Origin of the sequence: Microbacterium sp. 1262 (genome assembly GCF_040544895.1) — a bacterium.
Classification (GTDB): domain Bacteria; phylum Actinomycetota; class Actinomycetes; order Actinomycetales; family Microbacteriaceae; genus Microbacterium; species Microbacterium plantarum.
This window is the reverse complement of record NZ_JBEPKU010000001.1, coordinates 563,732-577,799: the sequence shown is the minus strand read 5'-3', so window position 1 is coordinate 577,799 and position 14,068 is coordinate 563,732. Positions and strand designations below refer to the sequence as shown.

Annotated in this window: 14 protein-coding genes; 9 read left to right on the top strand and 5 right to left on the bottom strand. The window is 68.6% G+C overall.

Annotation, left to right across the window (positions count from 1 at the left end; translation table 11 throughout):
- Positions 1 to 94 precede the first annotated feature (94 nt).
- A complete protein-coding gene (locus ABIC53_RS02705; RefSeq protein ID WP_205289251.1) occupies positions 95 to 385 on the bottom strand; it encodes a hypothetical protein in 291 nt (96 codons plus the stop codon).
- Positions 386 to 493: 108 nt separating this feature from the next.
- Between ABIC53_RS02705 and ABIC53_RS02700 the strand changes: the two genes are divergently transcribed.
- The 8 genes from ABIC53_RS02700 (at position 494) to ABIC53_RS02665 (ending at position 9,543) form a co-directional block, all read left to right on the top strand.
- The gene (locus ABIC53_RS02700; protein WP_112617138.1) at positions 494 to 1,192 is read left to right on the top strand and encodes a winged helix-turn-helix domain-containing protein; all 699 of its coding nucleotides are present in this window, start codon (positions 494 to 496) and stop codon (positions 1,190 to 1,192) included.
- A 50-nt stretch (positions 1,193 to 1,242) separates the two neighbouring features.
- Entirely contained in the window at positions 1,243 to 3,411 is a 2,169-nt protein-coding gene (locus ABIC53_RS02695; RefSeq protein ID WP_112617139.1) for an RNA degradosome polyphosphate kinase, read from the top strand.
- Positions 3,408 to 4,346: an NUDIX hydrolase gene (locus tag ABIC53_RS02690; protein ID WP_354450256.1), complete on the top strand. Its 939-nt coding sequence runs from the start codon at positions 3,408 to 3,410 to the stop codon at positions 4,344 to 4,346. The genes ABIC53_RS02695 and ABIC53_RS02690 overlap by 4 nt, the downstream gene beginning before the upstream one ends.
- A 162-nt stretch (positions 4,347 to 4,508) precedes the next feature.
- A complete protein-coding gene (gene pstS / locus ABIC53_RS02685) occupies positions 4,509 to 5,618 on the top strand; it encodes a phosphate ABC transporter substrate-binding protein PstS (protein ID WP_112617141.1) in 1,110 nt (369 codons plus the stop codon).
- Positions 5,619 to 5,697: 79 nt separating this feature from the next.
- A complete protein-coding gene (gene pstC, locus ABIC53_RS02680) occupies positions 5,698 to 6,651 on the top strand; it encodes a phosphate ABC transporter permease subunit PstC (protein ID WP_112617142.1) in 954 nt (317 codons plus the stop codon).
- Position 6,652: 1 nt separating this feature from the next.
- Positions 6,653 to 7,750 (top strand): phosphate ABC transporter permease PstA, encoded by a 1,098-nt coding sequence (gene pstA / locus ABIC53_RS02675; RefSeq protein WP_354450253.1) that lies wholly within the window; start codon positions 6,653 to 6,655, stop codon positions 7,748 to 7,750.
- Between the two features lie 19 nt (positions 7,751 to 7,769).
- Complete coding sequence (gene pstB, locus ABIC53_RS02670) at positions 7,770 to 8,549, top strand: phosphate ABC transporter ATP-binding protein PstB (protein WP_112617144.1); 780 nt, start codon at positions 7,770 to 7,772, stop codon at positions 8,547 to 8,549.
- Positions 8,550 to 8,763: 214 nt separating this feature from the next.
- On the top strand, positions 8,764 to 9,543 hold the full coding sequence (locus ABIC53_RS02665; RefSeq protein ID WP_354450251.1) for an endonuclease domain-containing protein: 780 nt from the start codon (positions 8,764 to 8,766) through the stop codon (positions 9,541 to 9,543).
- A gap of 42 nt (positions 9,544 to 9,585) precedes the next feature.
- Here the strand turns inward: ABIC53_RS02665 and ABIC53_RS02660 are convergent, their stop codons facing one another.
- The 4 genes from ABIC53_RS02660 to sigK all read right to left on the bottom strand — a co-directional run bounded on the left by ABIC53_RS02660 (position 9,586) and on the right by sigK (position 13,016).
- Positions 9,586 to 10,470: an aminodeoxychorismate lyase gene (locus ABIC53_RS02660; RefSeq protein WP_354450249.1), complete on the bottom strand. Its 885-nt coding sequence runs from the start codon at positions 10,468 to 10,470 to the stop codon at positions 9,586 to 9,588.
- 340 nt (positions 10,471 to 10,810) lie between these two features.
- Positions 10,811 to 11,449, bottom strand: coding sequence for a DNA-directed RNA polymerase subunit beta (locus tag ABIC53_RS02655; protein WP_274178680.1), 639 nt, complete (start codon positions 11,447 to 11,449; stop codon positions 10,811 to 10,813).
- 119 nt (positions 11,450 to 11,568) lie between these two features.
- Positions 11,569 to 12,420 carry an anti-sigma factor gene (locus ABIC53_RS02650; RefSeq protein WP_282501231.1) on the bottom strand — a complete coding sequence of 284 codons (852 nt, stop codon included), beginning with the start codon at positions 12,418 to 12,420 and terminating at the stop codon, positions 11,569 to 11,571.
- Positions 12,417 to 13,016, bottom strand: a complete 600-nt coding sequence (gene sigK / locus ABIC53_RS02645) for an ECF RNA polymerase sigma factor SigK (RefSeq protein WP_274178682.1) — start codon at positions 13,014 to 13,016, stop codon at positions 12,417 to 12,419. Before sigK ends, ABIC53_RS02650 begins: the two co-directional genes overlap by 4 nt.
- Before the next feature lie 245 nt (positions 13,017 to 13,261).
- Between sigK and ABIC53_RS02640 the strand changes: the two genes are divergently transcribed.
- The gene (locus tag ABIC53_RS02640) at positions 13,262 to 13,933 is read left to right on the top strand and encodes a fasciclin domain-containing protein (RefSeq protein ID WP_274178683.1); all 672 of its coding nucleotides are present in this window, start codon (positions 13,262 to 13,264) and stop codon (positions 13,931 to 13,933) included.
- Positions 13,934 to 14,068 lie beyond the last annotated feature (135 nt).

Below are 14,068 nucleotides of genomic sequence, written 5' to 3'. Positions count from 1 at the left end.
AGCAGGCCCACGTAGAAGATTTCGAGCGCGAGGAGATCCATGTCTCTACTCTATGCCCGCGCGGACCGTTCACGCCTGTGGCAAGCGGTTGCGGTCAGGCTCCGACGAGCGACGCGAGCCCGAACCCGATGCCGATGAAGCCCATGACGAACAGCGCGCCGAGCACGCTCACGGCCACGCGCTCGATGAAGCCGCGCACCCGTCCCAGCGCCAGCTGGATCGCGAAGGCGAGGATCAGGCAGCCGCCGAGGGCCACCGGCATCCACATGGCCCGGTCTTCGGCGGGGGCGAGGATCCCCACGACGACTGCGGCGACGGCCGCGGCGATCCAGACGGCGACGACTCCGACGACGGTGCGCGGGGGTGCGAGATCGGGCGTGGTCACCGTCCCATTGTGGCCCACCATGTCGCGCGGTGCGACGGTGCGCACAGGCCGCGCCCAGCGAACGCCTAAGATGAGGTCACGTCCCGGCCGCTCCCGGAGGAATCCCCGTTGGCACAGCTTCTCGTTCTGAGTTCCACGCACGGCGGTGGTCTCGCGCTCCCGGCGCTCGAGCTGCTCAGCCACCGGGTGCGGCAGATCCCCGCCGAACCCGCACAGCTGGTCAACGCCCCCAGCGCCGAAGTCGTCTTCGTCGACGCGCGTCATGACCTCGTGGGGGCGAAGTCGCTGTGCAAGATCCTCGGCAGCACCGGCATCGACGCACCGCTCGTGCTCATCGTCACCGAGGGCGGCCTCACCGCTGTCTCCACGGACTGGGGCATCGATGACGTCATCCTCGCGACCGCCGGCCCCGCCGAGATCGACGCGCGCATCCGTCTGGCGATCGGACGGGTGAGCAAGGAGGCGGTCTCGAGCCGCATCCAGACCTCCGGCATCACGATCGACGAGTCGTCGTACTCAGCGAAGGTGCACGGACGGCCGCTCGATCTCACGTACAAGGAGTTCCAGCTGCTGCACTTCTTCGCGACGCACCCCTCGCGGGTGTTCACCCGCGAGCAGCTGCTGAGCGAGGTCTGGGGATACGACTACTTCGGCGGCACGCGCACGGTCGACGTTCACGTCCGGCGACTGCGCGCGAAGCTCGGCGACCTCGAGCAGCTGATCGGCACCGTCCGCAACGTCGGCTACCGCTTCAACGTGTACGAAGACGAGCCGGTTCCCGCCGGCGGCGCATCCGCGCAGAGCTGACTCTCCGCCTCGTTCACCGGCAGGACACGCAGGACTGCCATGATGAGGGGATGATCGACACCGAGGCTCTGGACTCCGGTCTGGGCGACGCCGACGACGACGACTTCGACCCGGCCGTCGAAGACGTCGACGCACAGCTGCCCGACCACCGCTACACCGACCGTGAGATCAGCTGGCTCGCCTTCAACCAGCGCGTGCTCGAGCTCGCCGAAGACCCGACGCTGCCGGTGCTTGAGCGGGCCAACTTCCTGGCGATCTTCGCGAGCAACCTCGACGAGTTCTTCATGGTGCGCGTCGCGGGCCTCAAGCGGCGAATCGTCACCGGCCTCGCGGTACCCACCAACGTCGGCCGAGCTCCGCAGGAGGTGCTCTCCGACATCTCCGCCGAGGCGCACGCGCTGCAGCTGCGCCACGCCGGCGCATGGGGCGACATGGTGCAGCCCGCCCTGGCGGAGGCGGGCATCGAGATCGTCGGATGGGATGACCTCGACGATTCCGAGCGCGGCCGACTGTACGACTACTTCCAGGCGCAGGTCTTCCCCGTTCTGATGCCGCTAGCCGTCGACCCGGCACACCCCTTCCCCTATATCTCGGGGCTGTCGCTGAACCTCGCGATCCGCATCCGCAACGCCAAGACCGGCCGGCAGGAGTTCGCGCGCCTGAAGGTGCCGCCGATGCTCCCGCGGTTCGTCGAGCTGAACACCGGCACATCGGTCAAGCGCTACCTGCCGCTCGAGGACCTGATCGCGAACAACCTCGAAGACCTCTTCCCCGGCATGGAGATCCTCGAGCACCACACCTTCCGGCTCACGCGCAACGAGGATGTCGTGATCGAGGAGGACGAGACCGAGAACCTGATCCAGGCCCTCGAGGCCGAGCTGCTCCGGCGTCGCTTCGGGCCGCCGATCCGGCTCGAAGTGACCGAGGACATGGACGACGTCACGCTCGACCTGCTCCTCGGCGAGCTCGACATCACCGACCAAGAGGTCTACCGGCTGCCGGGACTGCTCGATCTGCGCGGACTCTTCGACCTCGCGCGCATCGACCGCCCCGAGCTGCGGTACAAGCCCCACGTCCCCACGACGGCGACCGCCTTCCAGCCCGCCGAGCAGAACGGGCGCACCGACTTCTTCGGCGCCATCCGCGCCGGCGACGTCCTCGTACACCACCCGTACGAGTCGTTCACCACGAGTGTCGTCGCGTTCCTCGAGCAGGCGGCCCGCGATCCCCACGTGCTCGCCATCAAGCAGACGCTCTACCGCACCTCGGGCGACAGCCCCATCGTGCAGGCGCTGATCGACGCCGCCGAGCGCGGCAAGCAGGTGCTGGCGCTCGTCGAGGTGAAGGCCCGCTTCGACGAGGCCGCCAACATCGTGTGGGCTCGCAAGCTCGAGAAGGCCGGTGTGCACGTCGTCTACGGCCTCGTGGGGCTGAAGACCCACTGCAAGCTGCTGCACGTCATCCGCGAAGAGGACGGCACGCTCCGCAGCTACAGCCACATCGGCACCGGCAATTACAACCCCAAGACCAGCCGGCTCTACGAGGACTTCGGCCTGTTCACGAGCGACGAGCAGGTCGGCCGCGACCTGACGCGTCTGTTCAACGAGCTCAGCGGCTACGCGATCGAGAAGAAGTTCAAGCGGCTGCTGGTCGCACCCCTCCACCTGCGGAAGGGGCTGCTTCGGCACATCGACGCCGAGCGCCGCAACGCGCTCGACGGCAAGCCCGCTCACATCCGCATCAAGGTCAACTCGATGGTCGATGAGCAGATCATCGACGCCCTGTACCGGGCGAGCCAGGCGGGCGTGCGTGTCGACGTATGGGTGCGCGGCATCTGCTCGCTGCGCACCGACCTTCCCGGCGTCACCGACAACATCACCGTCCGGTCGATCCTCGGGCGCTATCTCGAGCACTCGCGCATCTTCACGTTCCACAACGACGGCGACACGATCGCGTACATCGGCAGCGCCGACATGATGCACCGCAACCTCGACCGCCGCGTCGAGGCCCTGGTGCGCGTCGTCGCTCCTGCCCACGTGAAGGAGCTGACGACGCTGTTCGACCTGGCGATGAGCGACTCGACCAGCTCGTGGCACCTCGGTGACGGCGGGGTGTGGACGCGCCACGCGTTCGACGACGACGGCAAGCCGCTGGTCGATCTGCAGGACCGCACCATGGCTCAGGTGCAGCGGCGCCGCCGGGCGCGGGCGGTGCGATGACCGACACCGCGGTGTACGCGGCAGGCGGAGTCGTTTGGCGGTGGGTCGACGACAAGGTCAGGGTGCTGATCATCCATCGCACCAAGTACCGCGACCTCACCCTGCCCAAGGGCAAGGTCGATCCCGGTGAGATGCTCGCCGAGACGGCCGTGCGCGAGATCCGGGAGGAGACCGGCATCTCGGTCCGGCTCGGTCCGCCCGTCGGTGTCTCGAAGTACCACCTGCCGAGCAAGAAGCAGAAGATCGTCCACTACTGGGCGGCTGAGGCGACCGACCTGGCGATCAGGATGTCGACGTTCGTACCGAACAAGGAGATCGCCGCGCTCGAGTGGATGAGTCTGAAAAAGGCTCGCAAAGCGCTCAGCTACCCCGTCGACGTTGAGATCCTCGACGAGTTCGTGCGGCTCGTCGACGAGCGCGCCATCGACACATTCCCCCTCATCGCGCTGCGGCACGCAAAAGCCGTGGCTCGCGAGGACTGGGACGGCGAGGATGCCGCGCGGCCGCTCTCGTCCCGAGGCAAGAAGCAGGCGCACGCGATCGTCGGCCCGCTCGTCGCGTTCGGCGTCCGCCGCATCATCTCGTCCGACGCGCGGCGATGCGTGCGCACCGTGACGCCCCTGGCGGCCGCGATCAGCAAGCGGATCGACAAGTCTCCGCACCTTTCGCAGGATGCCTGGGAGAACGGTCAGGCCGATGTCCGGTCGGTCGTCGGTGATCGCGTGCGCGCCCGCAAGCCGGTCGTGCTCTGCACCCACGGCCCGGTGCTGCCCGACCTCCTCAGCGAGATGGCGCTGGCCACCGGCACCCTGCGCGGGTCGTATCTCGGTAGCGCCTCATCGCTCGAGACGGGCGCATTCTCGGTCGTGCACCTGCCGCGGGAGAACCCCGGGGCCGGGATCGTCGCAATCGAAACCCACATTCCGAAGGTGTGATCTCGCACGCGATGATCCCCCGATAGCCGCGTCTTTCCGGGGCTGGGGAGCGCCGTTCACCTTCTGTTCACCCCCACAGCGCACTCTCGTAAGGGACGGTGTCTACCGTTCGGGACGAACCTGCACCGGGTTCTCGTCATCAACATGCGAAGGATTCACACAGTGAAGCTCTCCCGACTCGCCCAGCTGGGCGCCGTGGCCGCCGTGGCCTCTCTTGCCCTCGCGGGCTGCGCTGCGAACGAAGGCGGCGCTCCCGACGCCGGCGCCGGCTCGAGCGACTCCTCGGCCCCCTCCCTCGAGGGCAACCTCGTCGGTGGCGGCGCCTCGTCGCAGGAGGTCGCCGTCCAGGCCTGGACCCAGGGCCTGCAGACCGCCAACCCCGGTCTCACGATCGACTACGACCCCTCCGGCTCGGGCACGGGACGCGAGTCGTTCCAGGCCGGCGCCGTTCAGTTCGCCGGCTCGGACCGCGCGTTCAAGACCGACGAGATCACCGCCGGCCCGTTCGAGGCGTGCGCCGAGGGCTCCGACCTCGTCGAGCTCCCGACCTACATCTCGCCGATCGCCGTCGTCTTCAACATCGACGGAGTCGACTCGCTCAACCTCGACGCCATGACGCTGGCGAAGATCTTCGCGGGCCAGATCACGACGTGGAACGACCCGGCCATCACGGCCCTCAACGAGGGTGTCGAGCTGCCCGCGACCGCGATCACCCCGGTTCACCGCTCCGACAAGTCGGGCACCACCGGCAACTTCACCGACTACCTCGGCAAGACCGCTCCCGACGTCTGGACCGCCGGTTCGGTCGAGGAGTGGCCGGCCCTCGGCGGCGAAGCCGCTCAGGGTACGTCGGGTGTCATCTCGGCCGTCGAGGGCGGCCAGGGCACCATCGGCTACGCCGACGCCTCGCGCGCCGGCGACCTCGGCACCGTCGCGATCAAGGTCGGCGAGGAATTCGTCGAGTACTCCCCCGAGGCTGCTGCCGCGATCGTCGACGCCTCGCCCGAGGAGGAGGGTCGCGCCGCCACCGACATCGCGATCAAGCTCGACCGCACCAGCACCGAGGCCGGCGTCTACCCGATCGTCCTCGTGAGCTACCTCATCGGCTGCGCCGAGTACAAGGACGCCGCGACCGCTGAGATGGTCAAGGGCTTCTTCAGCTACGCCGCGAGCGCCGAGGGCCAGGATGCCGCGGCATCCGCGGCCGGCTCCGCTCCGATCTCGGAGACCCTGCGCACGCAGGTGACCGAGGCCATCGAGGCCATCAAGTAATACGCTCCGGGTGCCCGGTCCGGTTCGCGCCGGACCGGGCACCTCGCGCGGTTCCCGTCCGTCGCACAGAATCGAAGCCATGACCACCACACCCGAGGTCACCCGCACCGGAGCCCCGAAGGCCAAGACCCGAGCGGGCGACCGCTGGTTCTCCGGCACGGCGCTCTTCGCCGGCTCGATGATCCTCGTGACCCTCGCCGCGGTCGCGATCTTCCTGGTCATCCAGTCGCTCCCCGCCTTCGTCGCCACCAACGAAGACGCCTCGATCCTGCCCGACAACTTCTGGTCGTACGTCGGGCCGCTCGTCTTCGGCACCGTCTGGGCAGCCGCGTTGGCGCTGCTCATGGCCGTGCCGCTGTCGCTCGGCGTCGCCCTCTTCATCTCGCACTACGCCCCGCGCCGGCTGGCTCAGGCACTCGGGTACGTCGTCGATCTGCTCGCGGCCGTTCCCTCCGTCGTCTTCGGTCTGTGGGGCATCGGCGTACTGGCACCCGCCGTGCAGCCGATCTACAGCTGGTTCGTCGACAACGTCGGGTGGTTCCCGCTCTTCAACGGTCCCGTCTCGAGCACGGGCCGCACGATCTTCACGGCATCTGTCGTCCTCGCGGTCATGGTCACCCCAATCATCACCGCGATCTGCCGCGAGATCTTCCTCCAGACCCCGACCCTGCACGAAGAGGCCGCGCTGGCCCTCGGGTCGACGCGCTGGGAGATGATCCGGATGGCCGTCTTCCCCTTCGCCCGCAGCGGCATCGTCTCGGCCGCCATGCTCGGCCTCGGACGAGCACTCGGCGAGACCATGGCCGTCGCCATGGTCCTGTCCGTGTCCGGCGGGGTCACGTTCGCGCTCTTCACGTCGGGCAACCCCTCGACGATCGCGGCGAACATCGCTCTCACCTTCCCCGAGGCCTACGGGACGAACGTCAACGTCCTCATCGCCACGGGCCTCATCCTCTTCGTCGTCACCTTCGCGGTGAACGCGGTCGCGCGCTACATCGTGAGCCGCCGCAAGGAATTCTCGGGGGCCAACTGACATGACCGCGACTCTCACTCCCCCGAGCACGTCGGCGCGCAGCGCTTCGACGAGCCTCACCACGGGGCACCTGCCCAAGTGGGGGCCTTGGGCGATCCTCGGCGCCTCGCTCGTGGTCGTCGGCATCTTCTTCGGCGTCATCGCCGCGGCATCCGGCGTTGCGCTCAACGTCCCCGGATGGCTGATCCTGTCGGCCGTGGCATACCTCGTGCTCATCACGGCGGTCTCGGCCGCCGTGGAAGGCCGCCGCAAGTCGGTCGACCGCCTGGTGACCGGGGTCGTCACCGTCGCGTTCCTCATCGCGATGGTGCCGCTCGTCTCGGTGGCCTTCACCGTCATCACGCTCGGCGCTCCCAGCTGGAGCGGCGAGTTCTTCAGCTCGTCGATGCGCAACGTCGTCGGTGAAGGCGGCGGCGCGCTGCACGCCATCATGGGCACGGTCCTGATCACTCTCGCCGCAGCTGTGATCTCGATCCCGATCGGGATCTTCACCGCGATCTACCTCATCGAGTACGGCCAGGGGAAGCGTCTGGCTCAGGGCATCACGTTCCTCGTCGACGTCATGACGGGCATCCCGTCGATCGTCGCGGGCCTGTTCGCCTACGCCCTGTTCGCGCTCTTCCTCGGCCCCGGCATCCGCCTGGGCATCATGGGGTCGGTCGCACTCGCCGTGCTGATGATCCCGGTCGTCGTCCGCTCGACCGAGGAGATGCTGCGTCTCGTCCCCAACGAGCTGCGCGAGGCGTCGTACGCGCTCGGTGTGCCCAAGTGGCTCACGATCGCCAAGGTCGTGCTCCCCACCGCCATCGCCGGTATCACCACCGGTGTGATGCTCTCGATCTCGCGCGTCATCGGCGAGACCGCCCCGCTGCTGATCACCGCCGGCTTCACGGCATCCATGAACTACGACCTCTTCAACGGTCGTATGCAGACCCTGCCGGTCTTCACCTACACCCAGTACATGAACCAGGGCATCCCCGCCGAGGCCTTCGTCGGCCGCGCCTGGGCTTCGGCTCTGACCCTCATCGTCATCGTGATGCTGTTGAACCTCGTGGCGCGCCTGATCGCCAAGTTCTTCGCACCCAAGACCGGCCGCTGACCCGAAAGAAGAAACCTCCGTGTCCAAGAGCATCGAAGTCAACGACCTCAACGTCTACTACGGCGACTTCCTCGCCGTCGAGGGTGTCTCCCTCGACATCGAACCCCGCAGCGTCACCGCCTTCATCGGCCCGTCGGGCTGCGGCAAGTCGACCTTCCTGCGCACCCTGAACCGCATGCACGAGGTCATCCCCGGCGCTCGCGTCGAGGGCAGCGTTCTGCTCGATGGCGACAACCTGTATGGCCCCGGGGTCGACCCGGTGCTCGTGCGCCGTCAGGTCGGCATGGTGTTCCAGCGGCCGAACCCGTTCCCGACCATGTCGATCCGCGAGAACGTGCTGGCCGGCGTCAAGCTCAACAACCGTCGCATCTCGAAGTCGGACGCCGACGCCCTCGTCGAGAAGTCGCTGCGCGGCGCGAACCTCTGGAACGAGGTCAAGGACCGCCTCGACAAGCCCGGCTCAGGCCTCTCGGGCGGACAGCAGCAGCGTCTGTGCATCGCTCGCGCGATCGCGGTCTCGCCCGACGTGCTGCTGATGGACGAGCCCTGCTCGGCCCTCGACCCGATCTCGACGTTCGCGATCGAGGAGCTCATCCAGGAGCTCAAGAGCGACTACACCGTCGTCATCGTCACGCACAACATGCAGCAGGCGTCGCGCGTCAGCGACAAGACCGCGTTCTTCAACATCGCCGGAACCGGCAAGCCCGGCAAGCTCATCGAGTACGACGACACGACGTCGATCTTCACCACCCCGTCCGTGCAGGCTACCGAGGACTACGTCTCCGGCCGCTTCGGGTGAGTCGAGCCCCCGGCTCGTCGTGGGCCGGGTCCGGCAAGGGCCGGGATGCAAGGGATCGTGCGCGACGCGCCGGTGCGAGGACTCCTCGCCCGGCGCGTCGCCGTTTCCGCCTTGCATCCCGGTGCGGCGGGCTGCGTCGGGCGTTCGGGCGGCCGTCGTGCCCGGATGCAAGGGATCCGTGCCGGCACCCCGGTGAGGATGCCGTTCGGGCGGGGTGTCGGGGCGAACCGCGGCGGTCGATTCCGGCCGGCTCAGCCGCATCCGGATCGGCATGTACGCTTCCCCCGGCGCGTGCGCCTCGGCCCGAGCCATTGCAGCGCACGGCGGCTCGATGGCATGCGTGACGGCCGCGAGGCATCACGGCCTCTGGACCCTCGATGACGACGACGAACCGCACGTATGGCTGAAGACCGGCCAGCGAGCCCACCACGACGGGTCCTGCGGGTGCATCGAGCACTGGGACCGAGATGCGCGTGACGCGGCATCCGGTCCTCTTCCCCTCCGGCAGGTGCTGTGCCAGATCCTCGGATGCCGCGGCCCTGAGCGCTTCTTCGTCACGCTCGAATCCGCGCTGCGACAGCGCCGCCTCACGCGGGACGACCTGCGGTGGCTCTGCCGGCACACCCATGCCCGCGGCCGGGAGGCGCTGCGCCTCGCTCGAACGGATGCTGACAGCGGACTCGAGTCGCTCCTGCGGTGGCGTCTACGGAAGCACGGCCTCCGGGTGAGGACGCAGGTCTCCGTCTTCGGAGTCGGCGTCGTCGACGCGCTGATCGGCGACCGGCTCATCGTCGAGCTCGACGGCAGGGCCAATCACCACGGCGAGGCGAAGCGCCACAAGGACCTCACTCGCGACGCGAACGCTGCCTCATGGGGTTACGTGACACTGCGCTTCGACTACGCGCTCGTCGGCCACGACTGGGAGCTCGTCGAGTCCGCCGCCCTCGGCGCCCTGCGCTCCCACCCGAGCCTGCAGCTCGCGGCATCCGCCTGATGCCCACTCCACACCCTCGGCCTTGACCGCCGAGACCGGGGGTCAGTCGCGCGGCGAGAGCAGGTAGGCGTTGAGGGATGCCGTGAACTCGGCGTCCATGTCGAGAGCGGCGCCGTCGAGCTCGATGATGGGAGCCGCGAGCCGGACGCTCGACACCAGCCATGCGGCATCCGCTCGTCGCAGCTCGTCGACCGGAATCGTCTCGTACGCCGTCTCGAAGCCGCGCTCCGCGAGGTGCTCGAACAGGCTCAGCTGCGTCGTGCCGTGCAGGATCCCGCCGTTGGGCGCCGGGGTGACGAAGGTGTCGTCGCGCCGCAGGATGAGCGATGCCGTCGGCGCCTCGAGCACGAACCCGTCGGAGCTGAGGAAGATCGCATCGTCGGCTCCCCGCCGGTGCGCCTCGCGCAGGGCGGCCATGTTCACGGCATACGACAGGGTCTTCGCACCCAGGAGCAGCCACGGAGCCTGCGCGGGCGCGTCGATGGCGTAGCCGCGGTCGAGCGTCACGACGCGGATGCCGCTCGTGCGCGGCTCGCTGAAGTCCGCCGCGGCCGCTGCCGTCGCCCACGCCGTCGGGGTCGGTCCGTGCTCGATGCCGCGGCTGAGGATCAGCTTCACGACTCCCTCTCCCGAACCGCATTCGGATGCCGCGACAGCCACGGCCGCCCGCCACTGGGCGATGTTCGGCACCGGCAGGTCGCAGAGCTCGGCGGAGTGCGCCAGGCGCTCGAGGTGCGCCTCGACCTCCTGGGGGTGGCCGTCGACCACGCCGATGGACTCGAAGATGCCGTCGCCGCGCTGGGTGCTGAGCTCCCCCACCGTCAGCGCCGGGGCCGCGGGATCGACCGCAGTGAAGGTCGACGCGAAGTCCGACCGGGTGTCATCCGCCGCGAGCGGGTCGATCATCAGCGCGAAACGCAGTGCCATGCGCCGAGCCTACGACGCGCCCGGTGCCGGGATGCACGACATCCTGCGCGACACCCCGGTACGGATGCCGCTCCCCCCGGCGCGTCGCCCACGATCCCTTGCATCGCGGCCCGCCCGCCGCCGCCCGCGAGCCCCCTCCAGTACCGGCCGACCACCGGTTTTGTCTACCCCGGGAATGCCCACGTCCGAGGCTCCGTTAGACTGTATGTGCCGGGCCGCAGTAACCCCGGGCTCCATCTTCAGCCGCTGCGAGCGGCCACGCGCCGAGAGGCGTTCTGCGGCCCGGCACTTCTCTTTTCCGGGGTCTTTGCCGGCTTTCTCTCCGGACGCCGGCGCTGCCTCAGGTGAGAGCTTCGCGGCGCCACAGCCCCGCGCACGAGCCCAGGTCGTCGGCGTACGTGCTCAGCCGGAGGGCGCGCGCGGTCAGCGCCGACGAACGGTCGGGTTCGCTGACGTCGTGGTCGTCGGCCACCGAGGTCGCTCCGGCGGATTGCACGCGGCAGAACGACGCGGCCCGTTCGAGCGCAACCGCGAAGTCGCCGCGGAAGACGCCGCGCATGATCACGTCGATGAGGGCCACGAGCTCTTCCGGCCCCGCCGGTGTGGGGGCCCCGGCGATCACTTCGTCGGCAGAACGCAGCACGATCCGTCCGCGTTCGTAGAGCAGCGCGGCCGTGCGCGGGTCGCGGTGGATCATCAGCTGCAGGAGGTACAGCCGCCAGAGCGCGCCCGGCAGCGACTTCGCGGGCGATCGCGACCACAGCTCGGCGACGGTGTCGATGCCGTGCTCGGCGGTGAATCCGACGAGGCGGTCGACCACGGCGTCGCTCGGGTCTTCGCGCACCCGCGACAACAGGGCACCCGCCGTCGCGTGGGCGACGCGAGACACCTCCGCCGGATCTTCACCCGCGAAGTGCCGATCGAACTCGTCGGCGGGTCGCCGAACGGGCTTGTGGTAGTCCCGGGATCCGTCCGTCATCATTCCAGGCTAAGCGAGAGCGGCAGCCCTCCGGCCCTCGCGGGCACAAGCTGGAAACGACGAAACGGCCGGCCCACGCGGGGCCAGCCGTTCCGCTGCCGGATAACGGGGTCGGGCAGTCAGGCGCTCGTCGGGATCGCGACGATGGGGTCGGTGGTGGGCAGGCCGCTCGGCGACCCGCCGCTCTGCTCGATGGTGAGGGCGATGACGTCCTCAGGCTGCATGTCACCCTCGAGAAGCATGGCGGCCGAACCGTCGCTCGATTCGAACGCGCCCGCCGGGATCGGCGCGCTGCCGCGCACGAACCATGCCTCGTACGACTGGTCGTCGGCGATCTCGGGCAGGCCTTCGGCGACGAGCACGACGCCGTCGACGCTCGGCGACCAGTGAACAGTGGCTTCGCCGCCGTCCACGAGTTGTGCGGTGCTCGACTGGGCGTCGTCGGAGCGCTCGATCTGTGCGAGCACGCTCTCGGCGGACGGCGCGCGCATGCCCTGCGTCAGGGTGCCGACGCCCCAGCCGATGCCGACGAGCAACGCGATCGAGGCGGTCAGGGCGAACAGGCTGCGCGTCCAGTTGCGACGCTGCACCAGCTGCACTTCCTCGGTCACGGGAGAGCCGACGGAGTAGCCGGATGCCGCGGCCCGCGGGTCGTCGTCTTGGAGCTCATCCGCCGGGTCGGCGACGTCGTCTTCGTGGCGCGGCGCTTCGACGGGTGCGGAGGTCTCGGCCTGCGGCTCGACGGCTTCGGGCGCACCGATCTGCGCGAGCAGGCTCGCTTTCAGGCCCGGCGGGGGCGTCACATCGGCGACACCTTCCGACAGCAGAGCCGCCGCTGCAGCATCCGCCTCGACCAGGGGCATCCACTCGGGGTGCGCGTCGAGGGCCTCGCGGTAGGCGAGCTCGTCCTCAGGCGACAGCGCTCCGAGCGCGTACCCTGCCGAGAGCTCGGCGAATGTCTGTTCGTTCACGATGTCACCCCCATTGCACTACGGAGCTTGGTCAATCCATCACGCATCCGTGTCTTGATCGTTCCGAGCGGCGCTCCCACCAGCGCTGCGATCTCGCTTTGACTGTAACCCCCGTAGTAGGCGAGGGTGATGGCCTCTCGTTGCGCCTCGGGTAGAGAGCTGAGAGCCCGAGCGACGCGCCGTCCTTCGATGCGCAGCTCCACCTGTTCGGCGACGCCTTCGGGCTGTGTCGCCATCTCTCGGTAGCCCGCACGTACATCGCGATCGCTGCTCGCCTGCGACGACCGGACTCGGTCTACCGCTCGGCGGTGGGCGATCGTGAGAACCCACGATCTTCCTTGCCCCTTCTTCGGAGCGAACGTCGAAGCGGATTGCCACACCTCGAGGAAGACCTCCTGGAGCACTTCCTCGCTCTGCGCGCGGTCGACCAGCACGCGCAGGATGAGTCCGAAGACCCGCCCCGACAGGGTGTCGTACAGGCGGGCGAAAGCACTGTGGTCACCGTCGGCGCAACGCTGGATCAGCTCCGCGACGTGATCCGTCGACGGCCCGTCGTCGGGCACGTCCATTCCATCTATGACCATCGCTACCAGCATGCCGCATCCTCCGACCTGTTCCCGGATGCAGCGCCGACCTGTTATCGGTTCTCTACCTGCCGCACTTCGCGGCCACGGCCGTCACGGCATCCGTGTCGCCCTTCTTCGTATGAGAGGGGTGCTTCGGATGCCTGAAAACTCGGTTTCGAACTTTCTTGAACTTTTTCCGATCCGATCGGTGGGGGCCTCCGAAGAACCCTCGACGCCGGGGACGGACCCACGGCGGAGAACACACGGAGGCAATCATGCTCAGCACCAAGAAGAAGTTCACTGCTGCCCTGGCCCTCGGCTTCGCCGGAGCCCTCGCTCTGTCGGCCTGCTCGTCGGGATCGGGTGACACCATGACCGAGGAGACCGAGGCCCCCTCGTCGTCCGCCGCTCCCATGGAGACGGCTTCGCCCGACGCTTCGATGGACCCGGCCGCCAACCTCGTCGGCCCCGGCTGTGCCGACTACGCCGCAGCCGTTCCGGACGGATCCGGCTCGGTCGCCGGCATGGCTCAGGACCCGGTGGCCACCGCAGCCTCGAACAACCCGCTGCTCACCACCCTCGTCGCCGCCGTCAGCGGACAGCTCAACCCTGACGTCGACCTCGTCGACACGCTGAACGGTGACGAGTTCACCGTCTTCGCTCCCGTCGACGACGCTTTCGCGAAGATCGACCCCGCCACCATCGAGTCGCTGAAGACCGACTCGGCGACCCTCACGTCGATCCTCACCTACCACGTCGTGCCCGGCCAGATCGCGCCCGACGAGATCGACGGCACCCACACCACCGTCAACGGTGCCGACCTGACCGTCACCGGCTCGGGCGACAACATCATGGTCAACGACAGCGCCGCGGTCATCTGCGGTGGCGTCACGACGGCCAACGCCACGGTCTACCTCATCGACACGGTGCTGATGCCCCCGATGTGACCCGAACAGCCGCGGTGAGGGGTTCCCGCGGCACGGCCTCGGTATCTCCGTGGCCGAGGCGAAGCCGCCGGTGCGAGCACACCGGCGGCTTTGTCGTGTCCGGACGGATGTCGGCGGGTCGGGTGTCGGGCGGTT

Coding starts and splice junctions, on each gene's coding strand:
- sigK (WP_274178682.1), bottom strand. CDS start 13,016: ATGCTGGTAGCGATGGTCATAGATGGAATGGACGTGCCCGACGACGGG.
- ABIC53_RS02695 (WP_112617139.1), top strand. CDS start 1,243: ATGATCGACACCGAGGCTCTGGACTCCGGTCTGGGCGACGCCGACGAC.
- ABIC53_RS02690 (WP_354450256.1), top strand. CDS start 3,408: ATGACCGACACCGCGGTGTACGCGGCAGGCGGAGTCGTTTGGCGGTGG.
- ABIC53_RS02640 (WP_274178683.1), top strand. CDS start 13,262: ATGCTCAGCACCAAGAAGAAGTTCACTGCTGCCCTGGCCCTCGGCTTC.
- ABIC53_RS02660 (WP_354450249.1), bottom strand. CDS start 10,470: ATGGCACTGCGTTTCGCGCTGATGATCGACCCGCTCGCGGCGGATGAC.
- pstA (WP_354450253.1), top strand. CDS start 6,653: ATGACCGCGACTCTCACTCCCCCGAGCACGTCGGCGCGCAGCGCTTCG.
- ABIC53_RS02655 (WP_274178680.1), bottom strand. CDS start 11,449: ATGACGGACGGATCCCGGGACTACCACAAGCCCGTTCGGCGACCCGCC.
- pstC (WP_112617142.1), top strand. CDS start 5,698: ATGACCACCACACCCGAGGTCACCCGCACCGGAGCCCCGAAGGCCAAG.